This is a genomic window from Lachnospira multipara LB2003 (assembly GCF_000702205.1).
In the GTDB taxonomy this organism is placed as follows: domain Bacteria; phylum Bacillota; class Clostridia; order Lachnospirales; family Lachnospiraceae; genus Lachnospira; species Lachnospira multipara_A.
In genome coordinates, this window is the sequence record NZ_JNKW01000008.1 from 1 (window position 1) to 26,446 (window position 26,446).

At 32.8% G+C, this 26,446-nt stretch carries 23 protein-coding genes and 1 pseudogene; 2 read left to right on the top strand and 22 right to left on the bottom strand.

Translation table 11 applies throughout. The features are described from left to right. Window positions 1-108: 108 nt before the first annotated feature. The 5 genes from T537_RS0106155 to T537_RS0106175 are packed head-to-tail and all read right to left on the bottom strand — an operon-like array spanning window position 109 to window position 6,810. Window positions 109-1,935 carry an ABC transporter ATP-binding protein gene (locus tag T537_RS0106155; RefSeq protein WP_031556717.1) on the bottom strand — a complete coding sequence of 609 codons (1,827 nt, stop codon included), beginning with the start codon at window positions 1,933-1,935 and terminating at the stop codon, window positions 109-111. Then, window positions 1,922-4,093: an ABC transporter ATP-binding protein gene (locus tag T537_RS0106160; protein ID WP_031556718.1), complete on the bottom strand. Its 2,172-nt coding sequence runs from the start codon at window positions 4,091-4,093 to the stop codon at window positions 1,922-1,924. Before T537_RS0106160 ends, T537_RS0106155 begins: the two co-directional genes overlap by 14 nt. A 16-nt stretch (window positions 4,094-4,109) precedes the next feature. Beyond that, window positions 4,110-5,267 carry a C39 family peptidase gene (locus tag T537_RS0106165; RefSeq protein WP_031556719.1) on the bottom strand — a complete coding sequence of 386 codons (1,158 nt, stop codon included), beginning with the start codon at window positions 5,265-5,267 and terminating at the stop codon, window positions 4,110-4,112. Beyond that, the gene (locus T537_RS0106170; RefSeq protein ID WP_031556720.1) at window positions 5,239-6,072 is read right to left on the bottom strand and encodes a prolipoprotein diacylglyceryl transferase; all 834 of its coding nucleotides are present in this window, start codon (window positions 6,070-6,072) and stop codon (window positions 5,239-5,241) included. Before T537_RS0106170 ends, T537_RS0106165 begins: the two co-directional genes overlap by 29 nt. Before the next feature lie 18 nt (window positions 6,073-6,090). After that, window positions 6,091-6,810, bottom strand: a complete 720-nt coding sequence (locus T537_RS0106175) for a YkgJ family cysteine cluster protein (protein ID WP_031556721.1) — start codon at window positions 6,808-6,810, stop codon at window positions 6,091-6,093. A 168-nt stretch (window positions 6,811-6,978) separates the two neighbouring features. Here T537_RS0106175 and T537_RS0106180 point away from each other — a divergent pair, with 168 nt between their 5' ends. Next, window positions 6,979-7,992, top strand: a complete 1,014-nt coding sequence (locus T537_RS0106180) for a sugar kinase (RefSeq protein WP_027438532.1) — start codon at window positions 6,979-6,981, stop codon at window positions 7,990-7,992. Window positions 7,993-8,087: 95 nt separating this feature from the next. Here T537_RS0106180 and trpB read toward each other — a convergent pair whose 3' ends face one another. The 10 genes and pseudogenes from trpB to T537_RS0106235 form a co-directional block, all read right to left on the bottom strand. Then, window positions 8,088-9,317, bottom strand: coding sequence for a tryptophan synthase subunit beta (gene trpB, locus T537_RS0106185; protein WP_330372594.1), 1,230 nt, complete (start codon window positions 9,315-9,317; stop codon window positions 8,088-8,090). Between the two features lie 167 nt (window positions 9,318-9,484). Next, a complete protein-coding gene (locus T537_RS0106190; RefSeq protein ID WP_031556723.1) occupies window positions 9,485-10,333 on the bottom strand; it encodes a zinc ribbon domain-containing protein in 849 nt (282 codons plus the stop codon). Window positions 10,334-10,545: 212 nt separating this feature from the next. Continuing rightward, a complete protein-coding gene (locus tag T537_RS0106195; RefSeq protein ID WP_031556724.1) occupies window positions 10,546-11,847 on the bottom strand; it encodes a hypothetical protein in 1,302 nt (433 codons plus the stop codon). A gap of 15 nt (window positions 11,848-11,862) precedes the next feature. Beyond that, the gene (locus tag T537_RS0106200) at window positions 11,863-12,075 is read right to left on the bottom strand and encodes a hypothetical protein (protein WP_027438529.1); all 213 of its coding nucleotides are present in this window, start codon (window positions 12,073-12,075) and stop codon (window positions 11,863-11,865) included. A gap of 1 nt (window position 12,076) precedes the next feature. After that, window positions 12,077-13,042, bottom strand: coding sequence for a D-2-hydroxyacid dehydrogenase (locus tag T537_RS0106205; RefSeq protein WP_031556725.1), 966 nt, complete (start codon window positions 13,040-13,042; stop codon window positions 12,077-12,079). Between the two features lie 77 nt (window positions 13,043-13,119). Further along, on the bottom strand, window positions 13,120-13,527 hold the full coding sequence (locus T537_RS0106210; protein ID WP_031556726.1) for a hypothetical protein: 408 nt from the start codon (window positions 13,525-13,527) through the stop codon (window positions 13,120-13,122). Window positions 13,528-13,730: 203 nt separating this feature from the next. After that, a complete protein-coding gene (locus tag T537_RS0106215) occupies window positions 13,731-14,279 on the bottom strand; it encodes a site-2 protease family protein (RefSeq protein ID WP_031556727.1) in 549 nt (182 codons plus the stop codon). A gap of 39 nt (window positions 14,280-14,318) precedes the next feature. Beyond that, window positions 14,319-14,528: a hypothetical protein gene (locus T537_RS0106220; RefSeq protein WP_031556728.1), complete on the bottom strand. Its 210-nt coding sequence runs from the start codon at window positions 14,526-14,528 to the stop codon at window positions 14,319-14,321. 309 nt (window positions 14,529-14,837) lie between these two features. Then, a pseudogene (gene ltrA / locus T537_RS12015) lies at window positions 14,838-16,122 on the bottom strand (group II intron reverse transcriptase/maturase). Window positions 16,123-16,704: 582 nt separating this feature from the next. Further along, window positions 16,705-17,250: a phenolic acid decarboxylase gene (locus T537_RS0106235; protein ID WP_027431241.1), complete on the bottom strand. Its 546-nt coding sequence runs from the start codon at window positions 17,248-17,250 to the stop codon at window positions 16,705-16,707. Window positions 17,251-17,382: 132 nt separating this feature from the next. Between T537_RS0106235 and T537_RS0106240 the strand changes: the two genes are divergently transcribed. Beyond that, the gene (locus T537_RS0106240) at window positions 17,383-17,919 is read left to right on the top strand and encodes a PadR family transcriptional regulator (protein ID WP_027438525.1); all 537 of its coding nucleotides are present in this window, start codon (window positions 17,383-17,385) and stop codon (window positions 17,917-17,919) included. A 96-nt stretch (window positions 17,920-18,015) separates the two neighbouring features. On the opposite strand, the gene T537_RS0106245 is transcribed toward T537_RS0106240, so the two are convergent. The 7 genes from T537_RS0106245 to T537_RS0106275 all read right to left on the bottom strand — a co-directional run bounded on the left by T537_RS0106245 (window position 18,016) and on the right by T537_RS0106275 (window position 26,432). Continuing rightward, on the bottom strand, window positions 18,016-19,329 hold the full coding sequence (locus tag T537_RS0106245; protein ID WP_031556729.1) for an ATP-binding protein: 1,314 nt from the start codon (window positions 19,327-19,329) through the stop codon (window positions 18,016-18,018). 285 nt (window positions 19,330-19,614) lie between these two features. Continuing rightward, window positions 19,615-20,100 carry a DUF6548 family protein gene (locus tag T537_RS0106250; protein WP_027438524.1) on the bottom strand — a complete coding sequence of 162 codons (486 nt, stop codon included), beginning with the start codon at window positions 20,098-20,100 and terminating at the stop codon, window positions 19,615-19,617. A gap of 76 nt (window positions 20,101-20,176) precedes the next feature. After that, window positions 20,177-20,506 carry a hypothetical protein gene (locus T537_RS0106255; RefSeq protein ID WP_031556730.1) on the bottom strand — a complete coding sequence of 110 codons (330 nt, stop codon included), beginning with the start codon at window positions 20,504-20,506 and terminating at the stop codon, window positions 20,177-20,179. An 87-nt stretch (window positions 20,507-20,593) separates the two neighbouring features. Further along, complete coding sequence (locus tag T537_RS0106260) at window positions 20,594-23,611, bottom strand: AAA domain-containing protein (RefSeq protein ID WP_031556731.1); 3,018 nt, start codon at window positions 23,609-23,611, stop codon at window positions 20,594-20,596. 104 nt (window positions 23,612-23,715) lie between these two features. Next, window positions 23,716-24,132: a glycerol-3-phosphate cytidylyltransferase gene (gene tagD, locus T537_RS0106265; protein ID WP_031556732.1), complete on the bottom strand. Its 417-nt coding sequence runs from the start codon at window positions 24,130-24,132 to the stop codon at window positions 23,716-23,718. A gap of 55 nt (window positions 24,133-24,187) precedes the next feature. Next, the gene (locus T537_RS0106270) at window positions 24,188-25,033 is read right to left on the bottom strand and encodes a LicD family protein (protein ID WP_031556733.1); all 846 of its coding nucleotides are present in this window, start codon (window positions 25,031-25,033) and stop codon (window positions 24,188-24,190) included. Window positions 25,034-25,037: 4 nt separating this feature from the next. Next, window positions 25,038-26,432, bottom strand: coding sequence for an oligosaccharide flippase family protein (locus tag T537_RS0106275; protein WP_031556734.1), 1,395 nt, complete (start codon window positions 26,430-26,432; stop codon window positions 25,038-25,040). Between the last annotated feature and the right edge of the window lie 14 nt (window positions 26,433-26,446).

Sequence of the window (26,446 nt, forward strand, 5' to 3'; positions counted from 1 at the left end):
ATTCGCAATCCGCTTCGCTTCTTGCTCACGAACGCAGCCGATGCTTTCGCATCGTATCATAGAATAGCAAGCTATTCTATGATTAACAAAAACACATTCGTGTTTTTGTTAGCTGCGTTCAAACTGTGAATTATACAGGTCGGCATAGAAGCCTTTTCTTTCTAATAATTCGTCATGGGTTCCTTGCTCTATAATATCGCCATCTTTCATAACTAGAATCATATCTGCATCTTTAATTGTTGATAATCTATGGGCAATTACAAAACTTGTTCTTCCCTTCATGAGATTATCCATTGCCTTTTGAATTCTAATTTCTGTTCTTGTATCTACTGATGATGTTGCTTCATCTAAGATTAGAATTGGATTATCTGCAAGAATTGCTCTTGCAATTGTAAGAAGCTGCTTTTGTCCCTGAGAAACATTACTTGCATCTTCATTTAATTCCATATCATATCCGCCTGGAAGGGTTTCAATAAAATGATGTGCATGGGCGGCTTTAGCGGCTGCTATAACTTCTTCATCTGTAGCATCAAGACGTCCATATCTGATATTTTCCATTATACTTGCCTTATAAGCCCATGTATCCTGTAATACCATACCAAAGGCATCTCTTAATTCACGTCTATTAAAATCTCTAATATCGTGACCATCGATTTTTATGCTACCACTATCAACATCGTAAAATCTCATAAGAAGCTTAACCATAGTTGTTTTACCTGCACCCGTTGGACCAACTATAGCTACCTTTTGTCCAGGTTTTACCTTAGCACTAAAGTCCTTAATAATTGTCTGGTCTTTATTGTATCCAAATTTAATATGTTCGAAATCCACATAACCTTTAATATTCTTAGCAGATACAGGATTTGGAACTTCCTGCTCTTCCTCTTCCTCATCTAAAAATTCAAATACTCTTTCAGAGGCTGCAGCCATTGACTGTACCTGATTTATAACCTGAGCGATTTGCTGTATTGGCTGAGTGAAGTTTTTAACATATTGAATAAAGGCCTGTATATCACCAATTGAAATCCTACCCTTTATTGCAAGTAGTCCTCCAAGAAGTGCCACTGCAGCATAGCCTAAATTACCTACAAACTGCATTATAGGCATCATCATTCCTGAGAAAAACTGCGATTTCCAAGCTGAATTATATAGCACATCATTAGTTTCATTAAAGTCTCTAACGAAGTCATTTTCCTTGTTAAATGCCTTAACTACTAAATGTCCACCGTAAGTTTCCTCAATTGTACCGTTTATCTTACCTAGGTATTCCTGTTGAACCTTAAAAAACTTCTGGGATTTCTTGATTACAAAAGAAATAAGTCCCATGGAAATAGGTAAAATAATTATTGCAATTAAAGTCATGTGAACAGAAATACTTAGCATCATAACAAGTACACCTATTAATGTGGCAACACTAGTTATAATCTGAGTAATACTCTGGTTTAAGCCCTGGCTTAAAGTATCTACATCATTAGTAATTCTTGATAAGATTTCACCGTAAGTTCTTGTCTCGAAATACTTCATTGGCATTCTATTTATTTTTAAAGAAATCTCTTTTCTTAACTGATAACTTACCTTTTGAGTAATTCCAGTCATTATAAAGCCCTGAATTAAGCTAAATACTGCACTTAATACATATAGACCTAATGTAAAAAGAAGAATCTTTGCGATTTTTTCAAAATCAATTCCACCAACACCAGAAATCTTATTTACAAGTCCTTCTGATAAAACTGTTGTAGCTCTACCTAAAATCTTAGGTCCAAAAACTGAAAAGACCGTTGAAATGGCAGCCATTACCATAACAATAAAAATGGCAAATTTAAAACGTGATATATAAGACATCAACTTGCCAATAGAGTCCTTTAAATCCTTTGGTTTTTCACCTGGTACCATGCCTCTTCCTGGACCCCTTCTTGGTCTATTATTCTCTGCCATTTTTATCACCTCCCTCAAGTTCTTCACTGGATAACTGTGAACTTGCTATTTGTCTGTAAGTTTCACATGATTTTAAAAGCTCTTCATGTGTTCCCTTTCCCACAATTACACCGTCATCCATAACAAGAATTTGGTCTGCGTGAAGGATAGTACTAATTCTTTGTGCAACAATAATAACTGTAGAATCCCCCACATTTTTCTTAAGTTCAGATCTAACCTTTGCATCTGTCTTTAAATCAAGAGCAGAAAAACTATCATCAAATATATAAATAAGTGGCTTTTTAGCAATGGCTCTAGCAATTGAAAGTCTCTGTTTTTGTCCACCAGATACGTTAGAACCACCCTGTGCTATGCTACTTTTATATCCGTCACTTTTCTTATCAATAAATTCAGTGGCCTGGGCAATACTTGCGGCATTAATAACATCTTCCATGCTTGCATTATCTCTACCAAATTTAATATTAGATTCAATATCACCTGAGAAAAGCACACCCTTTTGAGGAACTATACCAATTAGATTTCTTAAATCCTCAAGTTTAAGGTCTTTAATATCCACACCATCTATTGTAATCTTACCTTTTGTTACGTCATATAGACGAGGAATAAGATTTACAAGAGTTGATTTACCACAACCTGTGCTACCAATAATTGCAGTTGTCTGACCAGGTCTTGCCTCAAAATCAATATCGGATAAGACATTAGCCTTAGCATTAGGATACATAAAATCCACATGTTCAAACTTAACCAAGCCCGATTTTTTCTCAATATTCTTAGTTTCTTTACTTTCCTGAATGCTTGATTTTGTAAGTAATACCTCATCAATTCTGTCAGCTGCAACAATAGCTCTTGGAAGCATAATTGAAAGTGCACTTAACATAAGGAATGACATTACAATCTGTATTGCATATGTAAGGAATGCAGTCATTGTACCGACTTGCATAACACCCTGGTCAATCTTATTAGCTGAAACCCAGATAATAAGCACCGATAAACCATTCATTAAAACAGTCATTACAGGCATCATAAAAGTCATAGTTCTATTAGTAAAAAGAGTTGTTTTTGTAAGGTCTTTATTAGCCTCATCAAATCTTTCCTCTTCGTGAGTCTCTCTACCGAAAGCTCTAATTACTGAAATACCAGTTAAGATTTCTCTTGAAACAAGATTTACCCTATCCACAAGTTTTTGCATAGCCTTAAACTTAGGCATTGCAATTGCCATAAGTAAGCCTACAAAAGCCATAATTACAACTATTGCAAGTCCAATAACCCAGCCCATTCCTGCACCTGTGTTATAAACTCTAATAACGCCACCAATACCAAGAATTGGAGCATATAGAATCATTCTTAACATAAGTACTGAAACCATCTGAATTTGCTGAACATCGTTAGTTGTTCTTGTAATAAGGGATGCTGTTGAGAATTTATCCATCTCAGCATTAGAAAAACTCATAACGTTAGTGTATAACTGGCGTCTTAAATCTCTACCAATTCCAGCACCTACCCTTGAAGCAAATAAACCTACAAGAATTGTTGTAACAGCAATAATAAGAGCCATTCCAATCATCTTAAGACCTGCAATTAAAAGGTATGATGTCTGGTATTTTTCCATATCAAGACCAGCTCTTTTCATGGAGTTTTTAGAAAAATTAATAGCACTTGATTTAACTAATTTAGAACCCATTGTATCGTAAGTTTTTTGAAATTCGCTTCGAATACCGGTAACCATTTGCTGCATAGCTTCTGGACTTTGTAGCGCCTGACTAGCTGCATTAGAGCTAGTAGAATCACTATTTTCCATTTTGTCCTTAACAGAATTAATGATCACTGCTATAAAAGACATCTTATCATCTAGTTCATCAAGTTTTTTACTGTCCTTAACATTAAGACAATAGTTATTAGAATCTGCATTAAAGTCATAACTTTCCTGCCAGATATCTCTTTCTTCATCATTCATAAAAAACGATGCAAAATCATAATCTTCCTTTGTAATCTCGTCAGGTAAAACATGACTTACACCACCATTAATAATACCCACATCAATAATATTAGATGTATATTGTGGTAATCCAAGATCGCAATATGCCTGAAGTCCTAAAAGTGCAATAATAATTATTATTGACTTCCAGTATGGCAATAATGCCTTTACAATTCTATTCATACTTTCTCCTTAATATTTAGTAAATTAACACTGCTTGAGAAAATTGTGCCCTATATCTTAATTTAAAGGCAGTCAGTGAATATTCTACGTAATTATCCTTTAAAGGATCTGCCATAATCACCCTGTCATTTTCTCTATCAAAACCAATTAGGACAAGACAATGTTCACCTTTTATAAATCCCATTGGTACGCCCTCATAATTCCATATCTGTGAATGATCACCTACTGATTTCATATCCTCAGTTCCCCATACAATAACCGGGTATCCTGCCGCTACCAAAGCTAATAATCCATCAACATCTGTTCCTGAAATATTGCCAACCTTTAAATTAGTATTTCCTGAAAGTTCCAAATATTCATCTGCCGCATTACATATGGCCTCTGCCATACATCCAAAGCTATGGTCTTCTCTAACATTTCCAATAAATTTTGTAAAAATATTATCGCCATAATCACCTGTTTCAAGGCAATCCACAAGCTTATCCTTATTAATGTCCACACCATGATAATTTAAAACCATGGCAAGAGATGAAATTTCACATCCTGATGGCAAATCCACTTTCTGTGATAGAAGAGGAAATCCCTTAATAACATATTTATCAGAAGCAACCGCACCAAATGTTGTATGAATTTTATGGTTATTATATAAGTTACCAACCCAAGTTGGCTTAGTGCTTGAAAGATAATCGTTTCTTACATATCCTTCTTTTGTGTCTGTCTCTACTTTAGTGTAACGCTCACCAACCTCCTTTATAATAACTTCATCACCATAATAAAGTTCACTAGCTTTACTAGCTCTGTCATTACCTGCTGTTCTTATCCAACAGTAAATTAGTGCATATGCCCTTTGTCCATCCTTACTAGTAACTAAACTGCCCTCTTCTAAATCATCGACACCATTATTACCTAGTTCAACACTAACCATAGTTGGTGCCTTTGTAGCTGTCGTATCAAAAAAACTATAATTTTCGCTGTCTTCTTCTACAGTTGCTCTATCAGCCGCTATACTTGGCACATCAAAAATAGCAATCTTAATACCCTTCTTTTCCAATCCCCTCTTAATACTATCTGCAAATAAAGTAAGGATCACAACTACTAACGGAATGCCAATTATCAAAGCCGCTTTTCTTACGCTTTTTCTTAGTTTATAACGCTTCTTTTTCCTTTTTTTCATAAAATTCCCCCACAAATTTATGATTAATAACTAAAAGAACCACTCCTAAAACTACTGCAATTACTGATATAAACTGAGATGTTGATAAGACTCCAATACTACCTCTAACATCTCCTCTAAAAAATTCAATTATAAATCTACCTACTCCATATGTAATAAAATAAATAAGTCCCACATCTCCAGCAAGAAAATGTTTTTTGTTACTGTCTTTATTTTTAAGATTTTTCCAAGCTGTATAGCCAAACTTATATGCAATAAACATTAATAATGCCATATTTAAAAAATCTCCACAGGCACTCATTAACTGAGTTGGGACAAGTCTGACACCTGCAGGGGCAAAACCAGAACTTTCTGGGAAAACCACACCAAATCTACTAGTTGTTACCTCTCCATAGCAACATCCTGCAAGAAAACATCCAAGTCTGCCAAATCCCTGTGCTAAGGCAATTTCAGGCATAACAAGGTCAAAATATTCCCCAAAGTTTAGCTTTTTTATCTTACAATAAATTATATTAAATAATACACCAAATATAATTCCGCCATAAACCACAAAACCTGAAGAACCTAAAACCTCAAGGGGTGCCTCTAAAAAGGTCTTAAATTCTACAATTACATATAAAAGTTTAGCTCCTAAAAATCCGCCAATTCCTGCAATTAAAGCAATATCAATAACGGACTCATCTCTTAATTTATATTTCTTAGCTCTAAATTCCGCCACAAAAATAGCTAAAATAAAGCCTATAGCAATCATTAGGCCATAGCCATGGATTGTTACTCCTCCAATGGTAAAAATATCTGTCTTCATTCTTCCTCCCAAAATCACTTAGATATCAGCTAAGTTTAACTCTTTATAAGCTTTTTTAAGTCTCATAGAAAACTCTCTGTAAAAACCAGTTAAATTCTTAGCTTTGTAGCAAGTAGTATAAAAGGTCTTTAGGTTATACATATTAAAAATATGTCTGTTATTATCATCTAATCCACTTAAATTAGTTCTTACATCTGTTAAGTACTTGTGCCACAAGCAGCTAAATTTCTCATACTCTTCAAGTTCACTAATTCCAAGCCACTTCTTAACTTTAACTTTTGTTAATCCCTCTTTATGACACTGATTAGTCTGCAAAATATACTTAAAATTATCCGGTCCCATCCATGCTCTACCAAGTGGAAACATTCTACAAATTCCCGGTCTATTCTTATGTACACTGCATCTGTCAAATTCATCTAGAAACTGACAGGACTTTGTTTCATTGTCCATTGTAATATTAGGAAGAATAACGCCATCAACAATATTTAAAGCAATCTTTTTAGAATCCACTAAGTCATTAAAAGATATAGTCTCTCCTATCTGCTCTTTATTCTCATCAAAAAACCTGCCAATAGTAAGCTCAAAAATATCCCTTGGATCTAGTACAATGCTTTTGTCCATATTCTTACAGCATAAAGCCCTACATCCACTGCAATTATTAGTCTCTGCTTTAACTAAATCATTGCTTTCATATAGCTTTCCATCAGAGATTTCTTCTAAGGTTGTTTCTCGTATCATTTTCTCTCCTAATTTTACCATATTTGTTATTTTTTTATCCAGCTAAATGCACTATTTTAGCCAAAAAGCTTTGTTTTTGATTATAGCATTATTGATTTTACTATGCTACAATTAGTACCGTTGTTTAATAAAAAATTTATTAGACTTTGTTTAAGGAGATTACTAAATATGAAAAAGGAAAAAATTATCACTTTTGGTGAACTCATGATGAGACTTTCACCTGAAAACAATGAGCGTTTTACACAAGCTCACTCTTATGAAGCAGTTTATGGCGGTGGAGAAGCTAACACAGCTGTTTCATTAGCTAATTTCGGAGTTGATGTAGACTACGTTACAAAGCTCCCAAATCACCCAATCGGTCAAAGTGCCGTTAACTCTCTTCGTCAATATGGTGTCGGTATTGACTCTATCGTTAGAGGTGGCGATCAAATAGGTATCTATTTCCTCGAAAAGAAAACATCCCAGAGACCAACAAACGTAATATATAACCGTGCTGGTTCCGCATTCGCTCTTGCAAAAGAAAGCGATTTTAATTGGGATAAAATTTTTGATGGTGCAACTTGGTTCCATTTTTCAGGAATCACACCTGCAATTTCAGAAGAAATGGCTAAGATTACTATTACAGCTTGTAAAAAGGCTAAGGAACTTGGTCTTACAGTTAGCTGTGATTTAAATTACAGAAGCAAGTTATGGACTAGTGAAGAGGCTTGCAAAGTTATGTCTGAAGTTTGCAAGTATGTTGATGTTTGTATTGCTAACGAGGATGATGCTATCGGTATCTTCTCAATGGATCCAAGCAAGGCAGGGGATAAAGAAAAGAACGCATATATCGCTGAAGAACTTACTAAGATGTTCCCTAACTTTAAGTGCGTAGCTTCTGTATGGAGAGAAGAAAAAACAATTACAACATTCAAGCTTCAGTCAATGATTTATAAAGATGGTACAGCTTACTATAGTAAAGAATACTTTATGAATATCCTTGATTATATCGGTGCAGGTGATGCTTATTGTGCTGGTATTATCTATAGCTTTATCAATGAATATGATACTCAGAAAGCAGTTGAATTCTCAAATGCAGCAAGTTGCTTAAAGCACACAGTATCTGGTGACTTTAACTTAGTAACTGTTGAAGAAGTAAACAAACTTGCATTTGCAAAAGCTGGAAATGAAGTTTCAAGATAAATAAAAAAGTTGCATAAAAACCAAGCTATGGAAAACGTAGCTTGGAAAATAAACTGTAAAAACGCCCCTTAAGTATAATCTTAAGGGGCGTTACTTTAATATTCTACATCACGAATTCCGTATTTTTCAATAATATAATCCATATCCTTATCACCACGACCTGAAAGGTTAATAAGAATTGAACCCTTACCCATCTTCTTAGCAAGCTTTATTGCATATGCAACTGCATGGGAACTTTCAATGGCAGGGATAATGCCCTCAAGTCTTGAAAGTGTATAGAATGCATCAATAGTCTCTTCATCATCTACAACATCATACTTAACACGGCCTAAATCACGAAGGAAAGCGTGCTCTGGACCTGAAGATGGATAATCAAGTCCGCTGGCAATTGAGTAAACTGGAGCAGGTTCTCCATTTTCATCCTTTAACATAATAGAATTAAAGCCATGCATAATGCCCTCAGTTCCATAAGTTAAGCTAGCTGCGTGATCCCCAAGCTTTGGACCACGACCAAGAGGTTCAACACCATAAATATCCACAGGATAATTTAAGAATCCTGAGAACATACCCATTGAGTTAGAACCACCACCAACACAGGCTACTACTGCATCTGGAAGTTCTCCTGTCATTTCAACAAACTGCTCTCTAGCTTCAATACCAACGATACTCTGAAAATCACGAACCATCATTGGGAATGGATGTGGGCCAACGCAAGAACCGATACAATAAATTGCGTCCTTATATTCTCTTGCATATGCTGCAAATGCAGCATCTACAGCCTCCTTTAAAGTCTGAAGACCATCTGTAACAGAAATCACATTAGCACCAAGAATCTTCATTCTAGCCACATTAGGAGCCTGTTTCTTAATATCAACAGCACCCATGTAAATATCGCATTTTAAGCCAAAATAAGCTGCAGCTGTAGCAAGAGCAACACCATGCTGGCCTGCGCCTGTTTCAGCGATAATCTTAGATTTTCCCATATATTTTGCAAGTAAAGCCTCACCCATACAGTGATTAAGCTTATGGGCACCAGTATGATTTAGATCCTCTCTCTTAGCATAAAGCTGAACATTACCAATCTTACTTGATAATCTCTCAAGATGAGAAATTGGTGTAGGTCTACCCTGAAATTCCTTACGAATACGACGTAATTCATTAATAAACTTTCTAGACTTACAGATTGTAAAATAGCTCTCTGTAATTTCATTCATAGCAGCCTGAAGTTCATCTGGAATGTAAGAACCACCATAAGGTCCAAAATATCCCTCTTCATTTGGATAGTTCTTGAAATAAGTATCGAAATTCACGTCATTAAAATTCATCTCTTCCTCCATTCTGTGACAACAATAGTCGTCACAAATCCCTAAATTTTTTACATTTACTACAATTATTATTTCTTAGGGATGTTATATTATAAAAGTTTATCACTTTAAAGCAATAAAAACAATGTGAATTCCGTAAATAATTAATATATTTCCTATGCATTTGGCTAAAATCCTAGGTCATATTTATTTATAATCTTATTGTATTTATCAAGTAACCCCGAATCTAATTCGTTATATTTAGAAACAAAACTTGTATATGAACCTGATGGATTTACAACCATAGATACAAAAGAATACCAATCATCATAGAAATCTTCTATTTGATTATATGCATCTTTCCATTCCTCCGGTGGATTTGCTAACAGTTTCATATCCGTCGTAATTTCAGACTGTTTCTTACTTAAATTATCTATCTTCGTTTCAAAACTTTTCGTTGTATATAAATCAACTAATGCATTATTAAAATCATCATAAAACTGTCCATAACTATTCTTTGTATATTGATCAGTTTCCGTATCACTCGTACTCCAAATACTATTATTCCATACTTTTCCAACTAATGATCCGCAAGATTCAGCATCTGCAGCAACGCTAATCATGTCATACATTATATTTCTTGCATTTATTCTATATTCTTCACTTACCCTTGATGCTTCTTCTATTGATTCTTGTTCTCTTTTTTGCTTTACAATATTATCATTTATCTTTAAGCAAATCAGAACAACTGCAATTACAACAACCGTACCTATAACAGAAAAAAGTAATTTTTTATTTAAATGAAATTTAACGCTTACCTTAGTTAATTCAACCTTTTGTGCATCCGGTTTCTTTGTATCATCTAAAAATTCTACAGGACATCCACAATATGGACATTCTTTTTCTGTGTTACTTATGTATTTTCCGCATTCTTTACATAAAACTACATGATTATTTAACTCAAAACCACAATGTACACATTTTGACGCTTTATCTGAAATTTCTTTTCCACAATTAGGACATAATATAATTGCCATATTAACCTCCTAGGTACATTTATTGTAATATTATTATACCATTAGAATGTGTAATATTAAACAGCTTCTTCCAGCTAAAATGTTCCGATATACACAATCATAGAAGATTTTCTTTTTAGACCTATATATTAAAAAGCTCACATGAAATCATGTGAGCTCAGTGTTTCATTTGGATAGTTCTTAAAAAGTGTCAAATTTCCATAGGGAGTGCCTTACTGCCAATATAACTCATGCAAATTCAAATATTCTGTCTGGAAACTCTTACTTGGATCATTTAAGCAGTCAAATTTAAATGAGAAATAAATGTCTTTATTCTTAATGTCCGTAAATTCCTCATCATAAGAATATACTCCACCAGTTTCAAAAACAGTATTCCTTGGTAAAAACTCGTCATAAAGTCCATATGTTGATGATAGTGTTTTATTATTTATTTTTAAATCATTATCATTAACTTCAAAGTCGTAATCCGTTTTATTATGAATTAAGAACTTAAATCCATCATCATCATAATTTATATATTTATTATTATCTTCAGCCTTGTTGTAAGTACTATAAATATCCACATATTCATTAGAATAAATCAATGCCTTACCTGTAAAATCATAGTCTGTATTAATAGTTGATGTAGTGCTTATCTCAATAGCTTCATCAGAATCATAAATCGACTCGCTATCCATATCATCTACATAAATGCTACTAAAAATCATATTTTTAATTTCACTTTTACTTACATCATATACTCTTTCATAGAATGTAACCGTCTTATTTTTTCTAACATTCTCATTGAAATAAATAAAAAAGGAATCATCGCTATAATCGTTAATGCATGTGGATTTTGCAACAACTTTAACATCCTTATCAGAATTATTAACCACTTCAAATTCAACTTTAAATAAATTACTGTTTGAATATGATCTACTATCCTTATAGATGTTTTTTATAGTAAGCTTAATATCATCACTATCTATTAATACACCGTCACCTTCAATTTGATAATCAACCAATTCATAATTCTCGTAAGATGCTTCGTTTAATTTGCTATCTTCATTGAATTTATTATCCATTCTAGGAACATATTTATCAAATAATCCCATAAGAGCAAATATTCCCAATACAACAAATGTTATTATAGCTAATCTCTTAGGAATTGAACCATTAGTTTTTTGATTATTAGCACTTCCATATGTATCAAACTTATGTACCCCTTTGTTAGCTGTATCATCTACATAATTGAATTCATTCTCATATCGATGAATCCATTCTTCATCAAACTCATAACTTGCGCCACAATTAGGGCATTTGCTCTCTTTAGCTGTATTCACCAATGATCCACAATAATCACATGTAAGAATTGGGCTTACAAACTTTTTATTTTTAAATTTCTTCTCATTTATGCTATTGTCAGTTCTAGTTCCATATCTTTTTTCAGTTTTTCTAGAAAGTAGTTGTTCTCTAACAAATCCCCCTACAAAAACAATAACTGTAACAATAAGTAAAATTAATAATACTACCATTTTCTCCTCTTAATCCTATCTTTTTGACATTTTCTTTAGATACTCATCCTTTAATTTGCATTCCTGTTTTAATCTTAGTATCTCATTTTCTAAATGTTCTACGTACTCTCTTGTTAATTTTACGCCACCCCTAACAGCTACGTCACTATGCTGTTCCATTTCTGATAGCCACTGTTCTAGGGATCTTTTTCTTATATTATTATATGTCTCATCTGGTCTTGTAAACATCTTAATACTCCTTTATTCTGTCCACAACATGTGTTAATTCCTCATTTCTAGACCATCTTCTTAAATTATCCAGAAATATATTAACACATACTTCTATAGTATACTCATTTGTTAATTTTCCCGCAATATGCGGTGTAATTATTAAATTAGCCATATCCCATAATTTAGAATTTTTCTCTATTGGTTCCTGTGAAAAAACATCAAGAGCAGCACCGTAAATCTCGCCTTTTTCAAGCATTTCAACTAATGCTTTTTCATCAACTGCCTGACCTCTGCCAACATTAATAACTATTCCATCATGTCCGATTTTTTCTAATTCTTTTTGTCCTACTAGATTATTAGTCTCCTTAGTAGCTGGCATACACATAATTACAATATCCCCTGCTTCTAAGACAGAATCTAATCTTTCTATAGTTTCAATCTCATCAAAGTAACTAGCAAATTTTGTATTTATTTTACCTGATCTATTAATACCAATAATTTTACTTGGCTCAAAGGCTTTAAGTCTTTTAGCTGTATTTCCACCAATATCCCCTGTTCCAAGAATTACAATTCTACTATCCTTAATTGTTCTTTGCCAAACTGGAGTCTCCCAAACATGCTCAAGTTGACCCTTTACAAAGCCTGCTTCTTTTCTTAAAAGCATAAGAAGCACCATAACTATATGTTCTGAAATAATAAGACCATATGCACCTGAAGAATTAGTTAAAATCACGTCATCCCTTAAAACTCCAGGCTTTAAAAAGACTTCAACCCCTGCAAAGGGTAGCGCAAGCCAAGACATTTGCTTGCATTCTGACACAATACTTGGAATATATCCAAAAACTATATCCGCATTGGAAAGATGACCACTGGCCTCTGTCTCATTTTTATAAAAATTTATTTCATAATTTATTTCTTTAGCAACAGCTTCAATCTGTGCTCGTATTTTTTCATCAAAAGATGGGTTCACCACTGCGATTTTCATAAATCTTGCCTCCCTAATCACTTTATCAATATTATGACATAGGCAGATTTCATGGTAAAGGTGAAGATTTGCACTATTTAACAACCATTCTGTTGAATAATTCTACGCTCTATCTCTTTAATTGGTTCAAACAATCCCAATAAAGTAAACGAACTGCTTGGATTCATATTTTTGTTTAACCATTCAGTATAGTCACAATCATACAGCAAGTGTTTTGTCAACCTAGTGTAATACTCATTCGATGGCATAGCTTTCAACAATTTCTTTGACGCCTGATTCATCATTTCCTGTAATACACACTTTTCAACCTGTCCATCCTTTAATAGCTTGTATATCATATGGAAATAAAATATATCTCGCTCTTCACTCTGTGGATATTCTGATAGTATTTTATTCTCCTCAAACATTAATTTAAGAGTTTCATTTATTTCATCATCCAACTCAAAAACTCCTAGATACTCCATCTGAATAACCCAGTCAAGCATTCCAAGATTAGTTGAATCTCCAGGTTCAGCATTAGCTCTTCTTGCATATTTTTATATTTCACCAACAAGCCAATCACTCTCCATTATTTTCTGTTTCCAGTTATTCGCAAATATCAAATACTGCCCAAGCTGAAGAATAGTCTTCTTATCATTTTCCTTATACAGTTTGTACGCAGGAAAATCACCATAAATATTTTCTGCTTTTAAAAACGATGAAAAAACATTGTAAATCCAGCAAAAATACAAAACACTAAAAATACACTTGCATTTGTATACTTTGTAATTAGCTCAGAAAATAACAATGTAGCGTATGCAACCATTGCTACGATTGCCTCTACAAAGGATATTATTGGTGCAAACAGTAATGCTCTACTATATACTTTTCGAATTTTTTTAAATTGACTCTCATTGTTTACTGCTGGAAGATCTGGTATTGCTATTCCACCTCTAAGTGTTATTTTATTTGGATAAAATATAAATTTCCATTTCTTATCATCCTTATAAAAGCCAAATAAAAATATAGCCACAAACCTAAGTGGAACCTTGTTTATCCAAAAATAAAATGCGTGAGATAATTCATGAAGCGTAACAGAAAATAACATTGCTAATGCAAACAATCCGATTATAGTAGCATAGTCGATTCTATGTTTAAATAGCTTATCTATCTCAAACTCAGTCATAAATGTGCCAATTCCTATTCCAAATAAAATGGATATCACCAGAACTAAAATATATTGGCAAAACTTCTTCATGCAATTTCTCCTTCAATATTCTACTTACATTTATATCAATCATTTCGTTTCATCTTTTTCAACATAGGTCATCATCTTATTATAAAAAATAATATAAGAAATAAAAGCATATATTACAGCTCCACCAATAATAATATAATTATCAAAAATTCTTCCAATTATACACAATCCCAAGAAAACAAAAATCAATATTGCTATTGTTGTAACTTTGCTACGAATATATTTTTGTTTTAATTGCTTTTTAGTCATAATCTTATCCTCCTATTAATAAAATACAACGGACAAATCACAAATATGACGGATATAGATTAGAACCCTAATCTACTCATCAAAAGCCTCCTCTTAAAAGAACTACTTATTCCATAAATTCATCATAATTTAATTCTTTAAATCTATTATACATATTTTTTTCACCTTGTCCAAAAGAAAAATAACAACATAACTAATAGCCAGCCCCAAATATATAAACAATCGAGTAGGAGGAATTTCTCATGAGCGAGAAATTCCGACCTCTCACACCACCGTGCGTACCGTTCGGTACACGGCGGTTCAATCAATTTAACAAGTAACACACCTTTCGGTGTAGTAATCTAACATTGAGATTAGTCCGAATGCGGCTAATCTCTCATTGCTTATTGCATATGAGACAGCCGTCCCTCTGCAAACTCTGGCGATTCTGCTTCCGGCATAAGCAGCAGCATATGCCCGCTTCCTAGTTACCCCAAGCTTCAATAGGTTCTTTGCTCTGTTCTGTGGAGTTTTCCAATGCTTCCAAATACACATACGAAGTCTATATCTGATATTACTATCAAGTTCTTTACAGAGTGTTTTCATACTTCCTATCTTGAAGTAGTTAATCCATCCTCTGATGAGTTGATTAAGTTTCTCTACTTTATAGCTGTTGCTAACGCCCCAACTACGACATGTAAGTTCTTTCATTCTCTTCTTGAACTTTGCTACTGATTTCGCATGTGGTTTTGCTTTAAACTGATGCGCTCTTGAGTCAAAGTAGAATCCAAATCCAAGATATTTAAGTCCTTGTGGTTTGTCCACTTTGCTCTTGGTCATGTTGACCTTGAGACCTAGTTTCTCCTCAATGAATCGAGAGATATTCCTCATGACTCTATTAGCAGACATTTCACTACCAACCATGATGATGCAATCATCTGCATATCTTACAAAGTTGAGTCCACGCTTTTCCATCTCCTTATCAAGTTCATTCAACATGATATTCGCCAATAATGGCGAGAGATTTCCTCCTTGTGGTGTTCCCACAATAGAGTCCTCGTACTCATCATCAATCATGATTCCGCTGACTAGGTATTTCCTAACGATAGAAATAACATCTCCATCTTTAATAGTTCTACCTATGATGGTCATAAGTTTATCGTGATTTACTGTGTCAAAGAACTTTTCCAAGTCAATATCTACAATCCAGTCATTACCATCATTCATCATGTCGAGCGCTGTTAGGATTGCTTGCTGTGCACATCTATTAGGTCTGAATCCATAACTGTGGTCATGAAATTTGTTCCTCATAGATTGGTGTTAAGACCTGTGCTATGGCTTGTTGTATGAATCTGTCTGTTACTGTTGGTACTCCTAGGTTTCTGACACCGCCATCAGGCTTTGGTATCTCCACTCTTCGTACTGGCTGAGGTCTATACTTTCTTGTCCTCAACTGTTCTCTGATAATGTCGCCGTTCTTTTCAAGATGTTCTTTGAGTTCTGTGTACTTCATTCCGTCCACTCCCTCTGCACCTTTGTTTCGTACGACTTGCAGATATGCTCTGTTGAGATTATCGCTAGATAGTATCTGCTCCATTAGACTACTTGTGTCCATGCGTTCTTTCCTTTCCGCCTCGCTTGATTTGACCACCCTTTCCCCGATTGGTTACGGCAGATGTTGTCATTTCTGCAACACGAGACATACTCAAACTTATTGATTGTTCACCCCTTCGCTCCATTTCCATTACAGAAACTTCTTCACTACTATGGGTTCGGCTGACTTCTCACAGTTCGTTGTTACTAGGCTAATGAAACCTCTGTGAGACCTCCACGCTTAAGATGCACGCTCTTTCTCTCCATATATCCGCCACATCTACTCTGCTACTACAAAGTGATAGTTATTAGACTTCATTGCTTTTGGCCAACTTATCTCTCATAGCCTAGCCTTATATGTGATTTCTGTCCGTCGGACCAGAGATTTGCTTGCAGCTTCCTTCAGATTCCGTCTCGCGGCGGACACCCTTGCTGTTCGGCTATACACTTCCCACTATCTGGGCGTGTTCGGGACTTTCACCCGTTAGAGCGCGCCAGGCGTGTAAACAAAAAAGCAGTTCCTACTAAATAGGAACTGCAAAGGACTTTGTTTGATATTATATTGCGTTTTGTTATATTTTGTTAAGAATTATGACTGATTAAATTATTCAGCTTTTCTTGAGACATGCTTGTAGTTCTCATCATAGAACTTACCTGCTCTAATGTCATCTGTCATACCTTCGTATGGTGTCTCATTAATGACATCATCATTATCAATTCCTGCATCTGCCATGTATGTGATTGTAGCAAATTCAGGAACTACATACTTAGGATATGTCTCATACTTCTCACGTGCTTCATGCATTTTATCGATGTGCTTATTCTGGTAGCAAACTGTGATTTCAGGATGCTCTTTAACCCACTTAGGGAAGAAGATAACGCCGTTAATCTTACCTTCATTAGGCATAAAATCAAGGGCAACATCTGTACCTGTAGGCTCAGTCCAAGTAACCTTATATATTCCGTCAGCTATTTTAAAAAGGTTAATTTCCTGATCTGTAACCCATCTGCCAGCAACCATTCCACCATGGATTCTATAGCAACATGTATGGTCGTTCTTACAATACCACTCATATTCCCAACCATTATCATATGTGTAAATAAAATGTGTACCTATGAAATCTGATAATTCTTTAAATTCCTTTTTCATAATTATCTCCTTTCTTAACTTAGATGCGTTTCGAAGTTTTTCATGTAAATATTAACATGTAATTAATGACATGTTAATATTCCGCTAATTATGTTATACTTAAATTACAAAATTGTCAACAAGGAGATTTTTATGGCACAGAAAAACTTACTACCTATGATTCTTTTAGGCTTAATAAATATAGATAAAAAAACAGGCTATGATTTAAAGAAGGATTTTGAAACAGAAATTGGAGAATTCTGGTCTGTAAAGCACAGCCAGATTTATCTTGAATTAAAGCGCTTAGAAAATGCAGGAGAAATCAAGTCTACTACAGGTTTTTATGGTAACAAGATAGAAAAAACATATTATGAGATAACTAATAAGGGAAAAGAACACCTTGAAGATTGGCTTAAATCCTACACAGACATTCTATCTGTAAATAAAGACGAATTTGTATTAAAGCTCTACTTCATAAAAAGCCGCCAAGACCCACGTCTTACGGATTTATTGCAGGAGCAATATAGACTACGCTCCAAAAAATTAGAGCATTTAAACGAACGAATGAAGTTAGTATTTCCAACTAAGGAATCTAAAAATGAAAACTTTGGCCACTACTTAATCCTAGACCATGCCATTAGAAGGGAACAAGAATATGTCAATTGGCTAGAGGAAATTCTAGAAAAATAGAGCAGAATACTCTCTGTCAAATCTTATTTTAAATCTAATAAAATGGCTGTCTAAGAAGGTTAATTCTTAGACAGCCTTAGTTTTTATATATTAACGCTATTCAAATATAGCTTTTTCTTTTCTCTTAAACCACTCTTCTGCAGCATATAAAGGGATGTTAGTTATTGTTTCTTGCTTTTTATAAGCAGACATAGTCATCTTTATCCCTTTAAGTTCCTCATTCTCCTTCATGATAGTAGTTAAGCTCTTAGATCTTCTATTCTCTTCAGCCTTAACCTCTAATGGATAAACCTCATCAAGCTGAATAACAAAATCTAACTCTAGTGTTGATTTCTCATTGGTATAATACATAGGGCATTCACTAGTTGCACTTACATATTGCTGACAAACGTATTGCTCTGTAAATGCCCCCTTATATTCAACAAAAGCCTTATTATTAACAAGCACATCCTTAGCCAAAGTATCAGACATTGCCCCTAACAAGCCTAAATCACTAACAAATAACTTGAAAGCTGCTGTATCCTCATAAAATTTAATTGGCTTACACACCTTATTTATTCGATTAACCTTGTAAACTAGACCTGTATTTACCAGCCATTGAATAGCATTCTCAAATTCCTTAGCTCTAGCCCCTTTCTTTAAACTTCCGTATAAAAACTTTTTGTTCTCCTTAGCTAGCTGTGATGGAATTGAATTCCAAACCATGTTAATCTTAGCTATTTCACTTGTTGGCGCATGTTTTGAAAAATCATTCTGATAATCGCTTAAAATCTGCTTCTGTAATCTTCTAACCATCTTTAAATCTTGACTATCTACATAAGTTTGTACAACTTCTGGCATTCCACCTACATAATAATATTGACGTAACAATTCTTTATACTTTTCAGATAATGGACTTAACTCGTCAAATTCTGATGTCCTTAAGAAATCTAGTAGTTTTTCTTCTCCCGTAGCCATAACAAATTCTTCAAAAGACATGGGATATAGTCTTAATTCATCCACCTTACCAACTGGGTATTCTGTTCCCTCATGCAAATGTATACCAAGAAGCGAACCTGCAACAATAATGTGATAATCTCTTGCTTCCTCATTAAAATACTTAAGCGAGGTAATTCCCCTATCTAACTCTTGAATTTCGTCAAGAAAAATAAGTGTCTCTCCAGGAGTGATTGATTCATTAGAAATCGCCTCTAGTGTTCTAATCACTCTATCCATATCAAAATCTTTAAAAAGCTCTTTAACATCATTATTGTTATCACAATTAATATATACTAAATTCTTATATTCTCTCTTAGCAAATTCTTTAACAATATAAGTCTTACCAACCTGTCTTGCTCCATTTAAAATTAAAGGCTTTCTGTTTTTGTTATTTTTCCAGTTTATCAGCTTCTGATAAATCGTTCTTTCCATAATTGCCTCCTTTATCAGTATTTATAGCTATTCTTTAATTTAATATTACACTTTTTCCTAGGAACTTTCAAGTTGATTTCACATTTTTTCCTACGAACTTTTGCCTTAATCTTACACTTTTTCCTAGGAACTTTTGCCTTGATATTACACTTTTTCCTAGGAACTTTTGCCTTGATGTACCAGTCTTGTACCAGTCAAGAAAAGTACGCTTTTGAAGTGTTAGTTTGCTTACACTGCATTCAAAAAAGGGGCTATAAAGCCCCTTATTATACACATATAATTTTTTTAAATTGCAAAAACTAACATTTCTATAAGTAACATTAATATTATAATAAACACAACTATAGCTAAGAAAGCAAACTCTTTCTTAAATAAGCCTGTACTATTATTCTTTCTACTTTGTTGCTTATTAGCTTGCTTTTTTCTTAGCCCCTTGTTTGCCTTAAATGCCGGTTTTATAGCCTTGCAGTACAATGCATACGGATCTTTTGCCTTCATTGCATTAGCATAAAACTGCTTAATCCACTTTACATCATCCTTAGTTAAATCCACATCTTCATTAGTTTCATGAGCTAGCTTATTTCTAACCCAACGTAAATGCTTTAATCGCTTATAATCATCCCTCCAGGATGCAACATATCTCTCGCCATTATGAATTCTTTCCATTGCTTCAATATAATTTGTTATACCAGCATTTCCGCCAAACTCATCCTTTAAAAGCACATCAAGTCTTTTATATTCTTCAAAAAATTCCATTTCAAGTTTATTCATTTTGCCCTGCCTTTAAGTTTAATAAAAGCATTATATCATATACAAAAGCTTATACAAAATGTTCTCACTATATAATTCACTTACTATCTTCTTTGGTAAAACTCTTAGCTATATTTTTCAAAGATAACATAATATCAAACTCAAGTTCCTTTTTTTCTTCTTCCATTTCATTCCTTTTCCTTAAATAATAAAGAATCGTAGACGTAACCCAAGTACCAACAGAAGTAACTATATATATTACTAATAATTGTAATGCAGCTTCAAGTCTCTCCGTTATTACAATAGCATCCTCTATATCTTTTAGAGAACCTATCATCTGAAATGTACTGACAATTCCTAAAACAAGAATTATCCAGCCAAGAATAAAAATACTCATTTCTACAAACCTTGCAAATCCTCTACTCATAATTAATTCATCTCCTTTATGAAAAATTCAATTTTTACTCGGTCACAACCGAGTCGGTCGCCACCGAGCAAAAAATTTAACTATTAATTACAAATTCTCAACTTTTATAAAATGCCTCTCCTCATAATTATTACATTGAACATAAACACCATAACTTCCTAATTTAGCTTTTAAAGCTCCGCCACATTCTGGACATTTAATATTATATTCAAATATATAATTATCAACCAAATCTACTGTTAACCATTCATTGTTCCCACATTTCAGATTTGAACATTTTAAATATGGAGCTCTCTTACCTCTTGCCATGCCCATATATGCACCGCATTTCTTACATTTTATGTTATCCATTATATATGCTTTAAAGTCTCTACTAATATTTTTCTCGCCATATTTTTGATATTTCTCAGATAATTTACTACCACTATCATTAGTTTCCAAATCAGTAAATTTAATTACAAGAGAAGCAAATCTTGAATTTCTTACTCTAAATATAAAATTTTCTCTATTTTCAAATGAATACCCATTTTTTAAAGAAAACTTTGATTTTAATTTAGGAACACCATACCAAACAATTTCATCATCTATTACTATTAGAGGAAAAATAGCATTTTCCGTTTCCCTTGTGATTTCTTTCCAGTCATCACTTAATTCATTAAAACATCTGGTTTTTACAATTATTTCCACACAATTACTTCTAGTTTTATCTAATAATCTCTGAATTTTTTTGCTTTCGCCTAATTCATTAAAGGGTGCAGGTATACTAATTACAATTTTTTTCTTAGCATTTTCAACATCATCAAAAAATTGATTTTCATAATCTCTAAAATTAATAATTACATTCTCATTTTTAAAAATATTAAATATCTTATAATCAACTATAATCCCCTCTTGTAAAATATGCTTTCTAAGTTTTTCAAATATATGGTTTGTTTGGTTTTTCCAAAATCTACTATCTCCAACAGCTATAAATTTTCCTCTAGCTCTTGTTATTGCAACATTAATAAGTCTAGTAACATTGCGGTTATCACCCTCATCAAGTAAAATACCTAATTTATTAGCAGGAAAATTTTCCACTATATCTAATATTATTATGTCACGTTCTGAACCTTGAAATTGATGTATTGTTGCACATGTTACATTATCTTTTAGTTCCATAAGATTAATAAGAGATCTAATTAATCTTACCTGTGCAACATATGGCGCAATAATACCTATACTTACTTTTGGAGATTTAACACTCATAGCAATTCGAACCGAAACCATTGCTGAAACAATGTTGAAATGAGAATGGTTTTTATCCTTAGCAATAGGTGCATTTATTCCCTTTATGTCAACAAAAACCATGGAACTACCTTTAAAAGGTGCAATGTTAACTATATTTTCATTCTGATTTTTATCAGGTGATTTTAATAATCCGCTATATATTTCTTTATTTGAAAACTTTGCAATTTTAGGATACATTCTTCTTTGCTCATTTAGCATAACAAGCCATGGATGATAATTTATTCTATTAGCAGTATCAACAATCCCTAAATATCTAAATACATCTGTTCCTAGTTCTTTTTTTCTATCTGATTGAACTATGGGCGATAACTGACGAAAATCTCCTACTAGCACTAAATGCTTATAAGTTTTCATTGCAGCATAAATTATCTGAGGCATATTAGCCATACTAACCTCATCAAACAAAACATAATCATAAAAGCGATCATCAAATAAAGAATCCATAAAAACCTTCGTTATTGTAGTAGCTACAACACTTGCATTTAGTACATTTTGCTTTTCTTTATCTTTAATAATTGCCTTTATTTCTTTGAGCTTTTTTTCAGCTTCCTTATATTCAACTGAATTTACTTGTTTCTTTTTATTTAAACCATCCACTTCTTTAGTATAAGATTCAAAAGTAGCCTTAAGTTCCGTCTCTGAGTCAAATGTATAAGTATACGATAGTGCCTCTCTTCTACTTAAAAGATCCTTATTTCTTGGATATCCATATCTTAAAATCTGTCCATTCTTGAAGGCATCATGTAAACCTAACTCATTTTTTCTCTCATATAATTTATTAATAACTCCATCAACAGAAATATTACTATGAGATACTACTAAGATTTTTTTCTTAGAATGATATGCCTCAGCTATTATTGAAGCCATTGTATGCGTTTTTCCAGTTCCTGGAGGTCCCCATATTAAAGTAACTTGATTATTCAATGAAGATTTTACCGCTTCATCTAATCCAAATTTTAAATCCGATAATAATCTATTACTATCCACTAAAAGCAAACCTTCATGCAATAAACTGGCACATATTGTATTATCCTTAAATTTATATTCACTAAGCTTATATGCTAGTTTTCTTGGAATCTCCCATGGTTTTACCAAGAGTTCTGCCACATTTATGTCATCACCAACATAACTTGTTAAAGAAAGCATTATTTGAGTATCCTCGCATGAAATAACATTACACGAAACTTTCTTTTGACCACTTAGTATTAATTCACCTTTTGTTGATTCAGGTAAATATATTTCATCCTGTGTCTCAAAATAATATGCGTAATAATCAGGTAACTTATGTACCATTTTCCCTGAAAACAATTCATATTTTTTTCCACCATTCTTTGATAGAAAATAACTTTCTTCTTTTAGTGCACCTATATATCTATTTATAATAATATCGTCTGATTTTAAATTAAAAAATTTCTCTTCAGTATCCTCAACTCTTATATTATCTTTTAATTTCTTTAGTCGATTTTCGTCAACATCTTTAGTTTCCGACTTTTTCATTTTCCATATACGACTTATGTCGTATTTATACATATAACTATATTCAGTCTTATATACTATATCTGTAAAACTCAAGTAAATATACGAATTCATAAAACTTATTTTGTCACTAATATTATGTATAAGCTCAAGCTTTTTCCTATCTTTTGTATCATATGACTCATATTTAGAAACGAACTCGAATCGTTCATGATTTGCTGTTTCTAAAAAACACTCATCTACACAAATAATAGTATTTAAACTCGTTAGAAATTCAAATGTTATAATTCTTGCTCTACTTGTTTCCGTAATTTTAGGTGCTAAAATCTTAATCTTATCCATAAGTAACTCCTATACTTAAGCTCATTCTCAACATGTGATAGTTTTACTCGGTCACAACCGAGTCGGTTGTGACCGAGTAAAACTTAATATCTACTTAAATTCATCTAAAGCCCTATTATTAATCCCTTTTTACCATAAATATCTGTCTTTATCTTAGTCGTACTAATCTCTGGAGTTCTAGGCAAATAAACCACATCCACTCCTTCATCCCTTAAGAAATCAAATTTTCCTTTCCAGTCATCTCCCATAACAAAAGTGTCGATGTGATACTCATGCATGTCATTTATCTTTTGTTCCCAATTTTCCTCAGGAATTACCAGATCAACATATCTAACTGCTTCAAGAAGCTGCTTTCTTTGCTCATATGAAAAATATGTCTTCTTTCCCTTATCTATCTCATTAAAATAATCTGTTGATAAGGCCACAATTAAATAATCCCCCATCTCCTTAGCTCTTCTAAGTAAATTAATATGTCCGTAATGTAACAAGTCAAAAGTTCCGTAAGTTATAACTCTTTTCATAGCTTTCAGTCCTTTCTTAAGCAACCACTACAAAGTAGTTCTCTCATTTTTACCATTATAATAAAGTGATTTCATCCCCAGCATAACCATGTTCAATATCAACAAATAACGGTTTATGTGTAACTCTCTTTTCCTTAGGAGGTAGTTGCATATAATCTCCAAATAAATATGTCAAAACTTTATCATAATCTTTAGGTCCGTAAAATTTATATCCTTCAAAATCATATAATGCTCTTTCTCTAAATAAAGAATGCTTACAGAAAGCTTTATTAAAAGTTCCCATTATACAATAATCATCGCCTCGAAGATCTAGTTTTTTTCTTCTAGCATCTTCTTTACTTATAAAATCACTTCTAGAACTTAATAAACATATAGATTTATTAATCACAAAATGAATAAAGTAACCTATAACAACACTTATAGGTTTTTTTATTCGTTTAACATAAGGCCAATCAAAACAAGAATTGATAACATTAAATACAACTCTTCTATAGTATTCTATTTTTGAAGAAATTCGACCCATTTTTATTCTCTCTAAAGGGAAAATGTCTATAAAAATACCATGGTTAATATCTAAGCCAACATGTTCTTCCTGTAAAAAAACAGTATTAACGTCTCTGATTTTTATAAAAATATTCGGAGCATTTTTTTCAAATAAAACGTGCTGAGCTTTAAGATTTTCAGGAAGATACCTTACTCCCTCCTTTAAAAAGCGATCATAGTTTTCTCTAGTCATGCATATATCTATATCATCATCCCAGGGAATAAAACCTTTATGTCTAACTGCACCTAATAAAGTTCCATACATAATCATATATTCAATCCCCAATTTTTCACAAACCTTATGCACTTCAATCAAAATTTCTAACTCTTTCTTTTGTAATTTTTTTAAATCATACATCTAATTATCCTCGTTTTAACATAGTTTTTATCTCTTCAAGATTAATAATTACAAACAAAATAATTACAAAAACAGATATGATAAATATAAACTTATATTTTAGGAAGGACACCACAATTGCTTCCAATAAAACCAATACAGAATTTGTCGCTATTTTTCTCCAATCAAATGATAAGTTTAATAATTTATCAACATTTATCATTCTAATAAAAGCTAAAATCATATATGAAATAACTGTTCCTATTACAGCACCCCAAACACCAATATAAATAATAGCTATACAGCTAATCAATAAATTTGTAATTGCTGCAATTAAAGTTGTAACCATATTATTAACAGATAATTTTAATGCTCCATACATGCTTCCACAATAACCAGAAAGCGCATAAAAAACTGCGCCCGTTATAAGCAAAGGAGCAAACTGACTGCTCTTTTCATATGCTTTTGAACTTATATAAATATACATAAATGGTCTTATAAATATACATAAAAAAATAGCCACTAAAAAAACCAAAAACGAATACATTTTAAAAACCTGCATATAAAAATTCTTATCATTACTAGAATCCATTTCTGTTATGGAGGATATTCCCCAAGCCTGTTGAAAAATAGTAATAAAAACTGATAGTAATGACGGAATTTTAGATGCGACAACATAAACCCCTAATGCTGCTTTTCCAACCAAAATTTCTAATATAAATTTATCCGACGATTGTATTACCCACCAAGAAATATTATTTAAAATTAATGGTGCCGAATACTTTACCATATCTTTAGCTAGGCTTAAATCAAAAACTGCATTTTTTAATTCTTTATATAAATTAGCAACAACAAAAATTAAAACAGCTATGATAACGCAAGAAATCACATATGACAAAACATATCCTTCTATTCCAAGTTTCAAATGCGCCACAAATAAAATATTTAAGCTTGCCATTAAAAATGTTTGTAATATACACATAAATGCGTACATTTTTTTCTTATTAACAACCCTTAAATAATTCAACTCTATATCCAATAAAATACTTGCTGAAATATAAATAATTATGTGCCATTTCCATTCACTTATAGTTTTATATAGCGAAAATAGGTTTAAACAAAATAGACATACAAATGATCCTATAACCCATACTATCATTCCCACTAAAAGTACATCCTGTGGTCTATCTTTCCTATATAACCCAAACCTTAAAACAGCATCAAATATAACTATAGAAAAAAACGGAATAGCTAACTGAGAAATTGTAAAAATTAAATCAGATACTCCGTATTCTTCTGGTAACAAGTAATGTGTATATAATGGAACAAGTAAGAACATAATTGCTTTTGAACCGATACTGCCAATAGCAAATATAATAAGGTCACTAAATAACATTTTAAATTTATTATTCTTTGACATTTTCTCCCTACTCT

Coding starts and splice junctions, on each gene's coding strand:
- T537_RS0106205 (WP_031556725.1), bottom strand. CDS start 13,042: ATGAAAATCGCAGTGGTGAACCCATCTTTTGATGAAAAAATACGAGCA.
- trpB (WP_330372594.1), bottom strand. CDS start 9,317: ATGAATTTTAATGACGTGAATTTCGATACTTATTTCAAGAACTATCCA.
- T537_RS0106255 (WP_031556730.1), bottom strand. CDS start 20,506: ATGAGTAGAGGATTTGCAAGGTTTGTAGAAATGAGTATTTTTATTCTT.
- T537_RS0106250 (WP_027438524.1), bottom strand. CDS start 20,100: ATGAATAAACTTGAAATGGAATTTTTTGAAGAATATAAAAGACTTGAT.
- T537_RS0106240 (WP_027438525.1), top strand. CDS start 17,383: ATGGCACAGAAAAACTTACTACCTATGATTCTTTTAGGCTTAATAAAT.
- T537_RS0106220 (WP_031556728.1), bottom strand. CDS start 14,528: ATGACTAAAAAGCAATTAAAACAAAAATATATTCGTAGCAAAGTTACA.
- T537_RS0106190 (WP_031556723.1), bottom strand. CDS start 10,333: ATGGCAATTATATTATGTCCTAATTGTGGAAAAGAAATTTCAGATAAA.
- T537_RS0106180 (WP_027438532.1), top strand. CDS start 6,979: ATGAAAAAGGAAAAAATTATCACTTTTGGTGAACTCATGATGAGACTT.
- T537_RS0106215 (WP_031556727.1), bottom strand. CDS start 14,279: ATGAAGAAGTTTTGCCAATATATTTTAGTTCTGGTGATATCCATTTTA.
- T537_RS0106160 (WP_031556718.1), bottom strand. CDS start 4,093: ATGAATAGAATTGTAAAGGCATTATTGCCATACTGGAAGTCAATAATA.
- T537_RS0106270 (WP_031556733.1), bottom strand. CDS start 25,033: ATGTATGATTTAAAAAAATTACAAAAGAAAGAGTTAGAAATTTTGATT.
- T537_RS0106155 (WP_031556717.1), bottom strand. CDS start 1,935: ATGGCAGAGAATAATAGACCAAGAAGGGGTCCAGGAAGAGGCATGGTA.
- T537_RS0106165 (WP_031556719.1), bottom strand. CDS start 5,267: ATGAAAAAAAGGAAAAAGAAGCGTTATAAACTAAGAAAAAGCGTAAGA.
- tagD (WP_031556732.1), bottom strand. CDS start 24,132: ATGAAAAGAGTTATAACTTACGGAACTTTTGACTTGTTACATTACGGA.
- T537_RS0106175 (WP_031556721.1), bottom strand. CDS start 6,810: ATGATACGAGAAACAACCTTAGAAGAAATCTCTGATGGAAAGCTATAT.
- T537_RS0106235 (WP_027431241.1), bottom strand. CDS start 17,250: ATGAAAAAGGAATTTAAAGAATTATCAGATTTCATAGGTACACATTTT.
- T537_RS0106200 (WP_027438529.1), bottom strand. CDS start 12,075: ATGTTTACAAGACCAGATGAGACATATAATAATATAAGAAAAAGATCC.
- T537_RS0106260 (WP_031556731.1), bottom strand. CDS start 23,611: ATGGATAAGATTAAGATTTTAGCACCTAAAATTACGGAAACAAGTAGA.
- T537_RS0106195 (WP_031556724.1), bottom strand. CDS start 11,847: ATGGTAGTATTATTAATTTTACTTATTGTTACAGTTATTGTTTTTGTA.
- T537_RS0106170 (WP_031556720.1), bottom strand. CDS start 6,072: ATGAAGACAGATATTTTTACCATTGGAGGAGTAACAATCCATGGCTAT.
- T537_RS0106275 (WP_031556734.1), bottom strand. CDS start 26,432: ATGTCAAAGAATAATAAATTTAAAATGTTATTTAGTGACCTTATTATA.
- T537_RS0106210 (WP_031556726.1), bottom strand. CDS start 13,527: ATGCTTGACTGGGTTATTCAGATGGAGTATCTAGGAGTTTTTGAGTTG.
- T537_RS0106245 (WP_031556729.1), bottom strand. CDS start 19,329: ATGGAAAGAACGATTTATCAGAAGCTGATAAACTGGAAAAATAACAAA.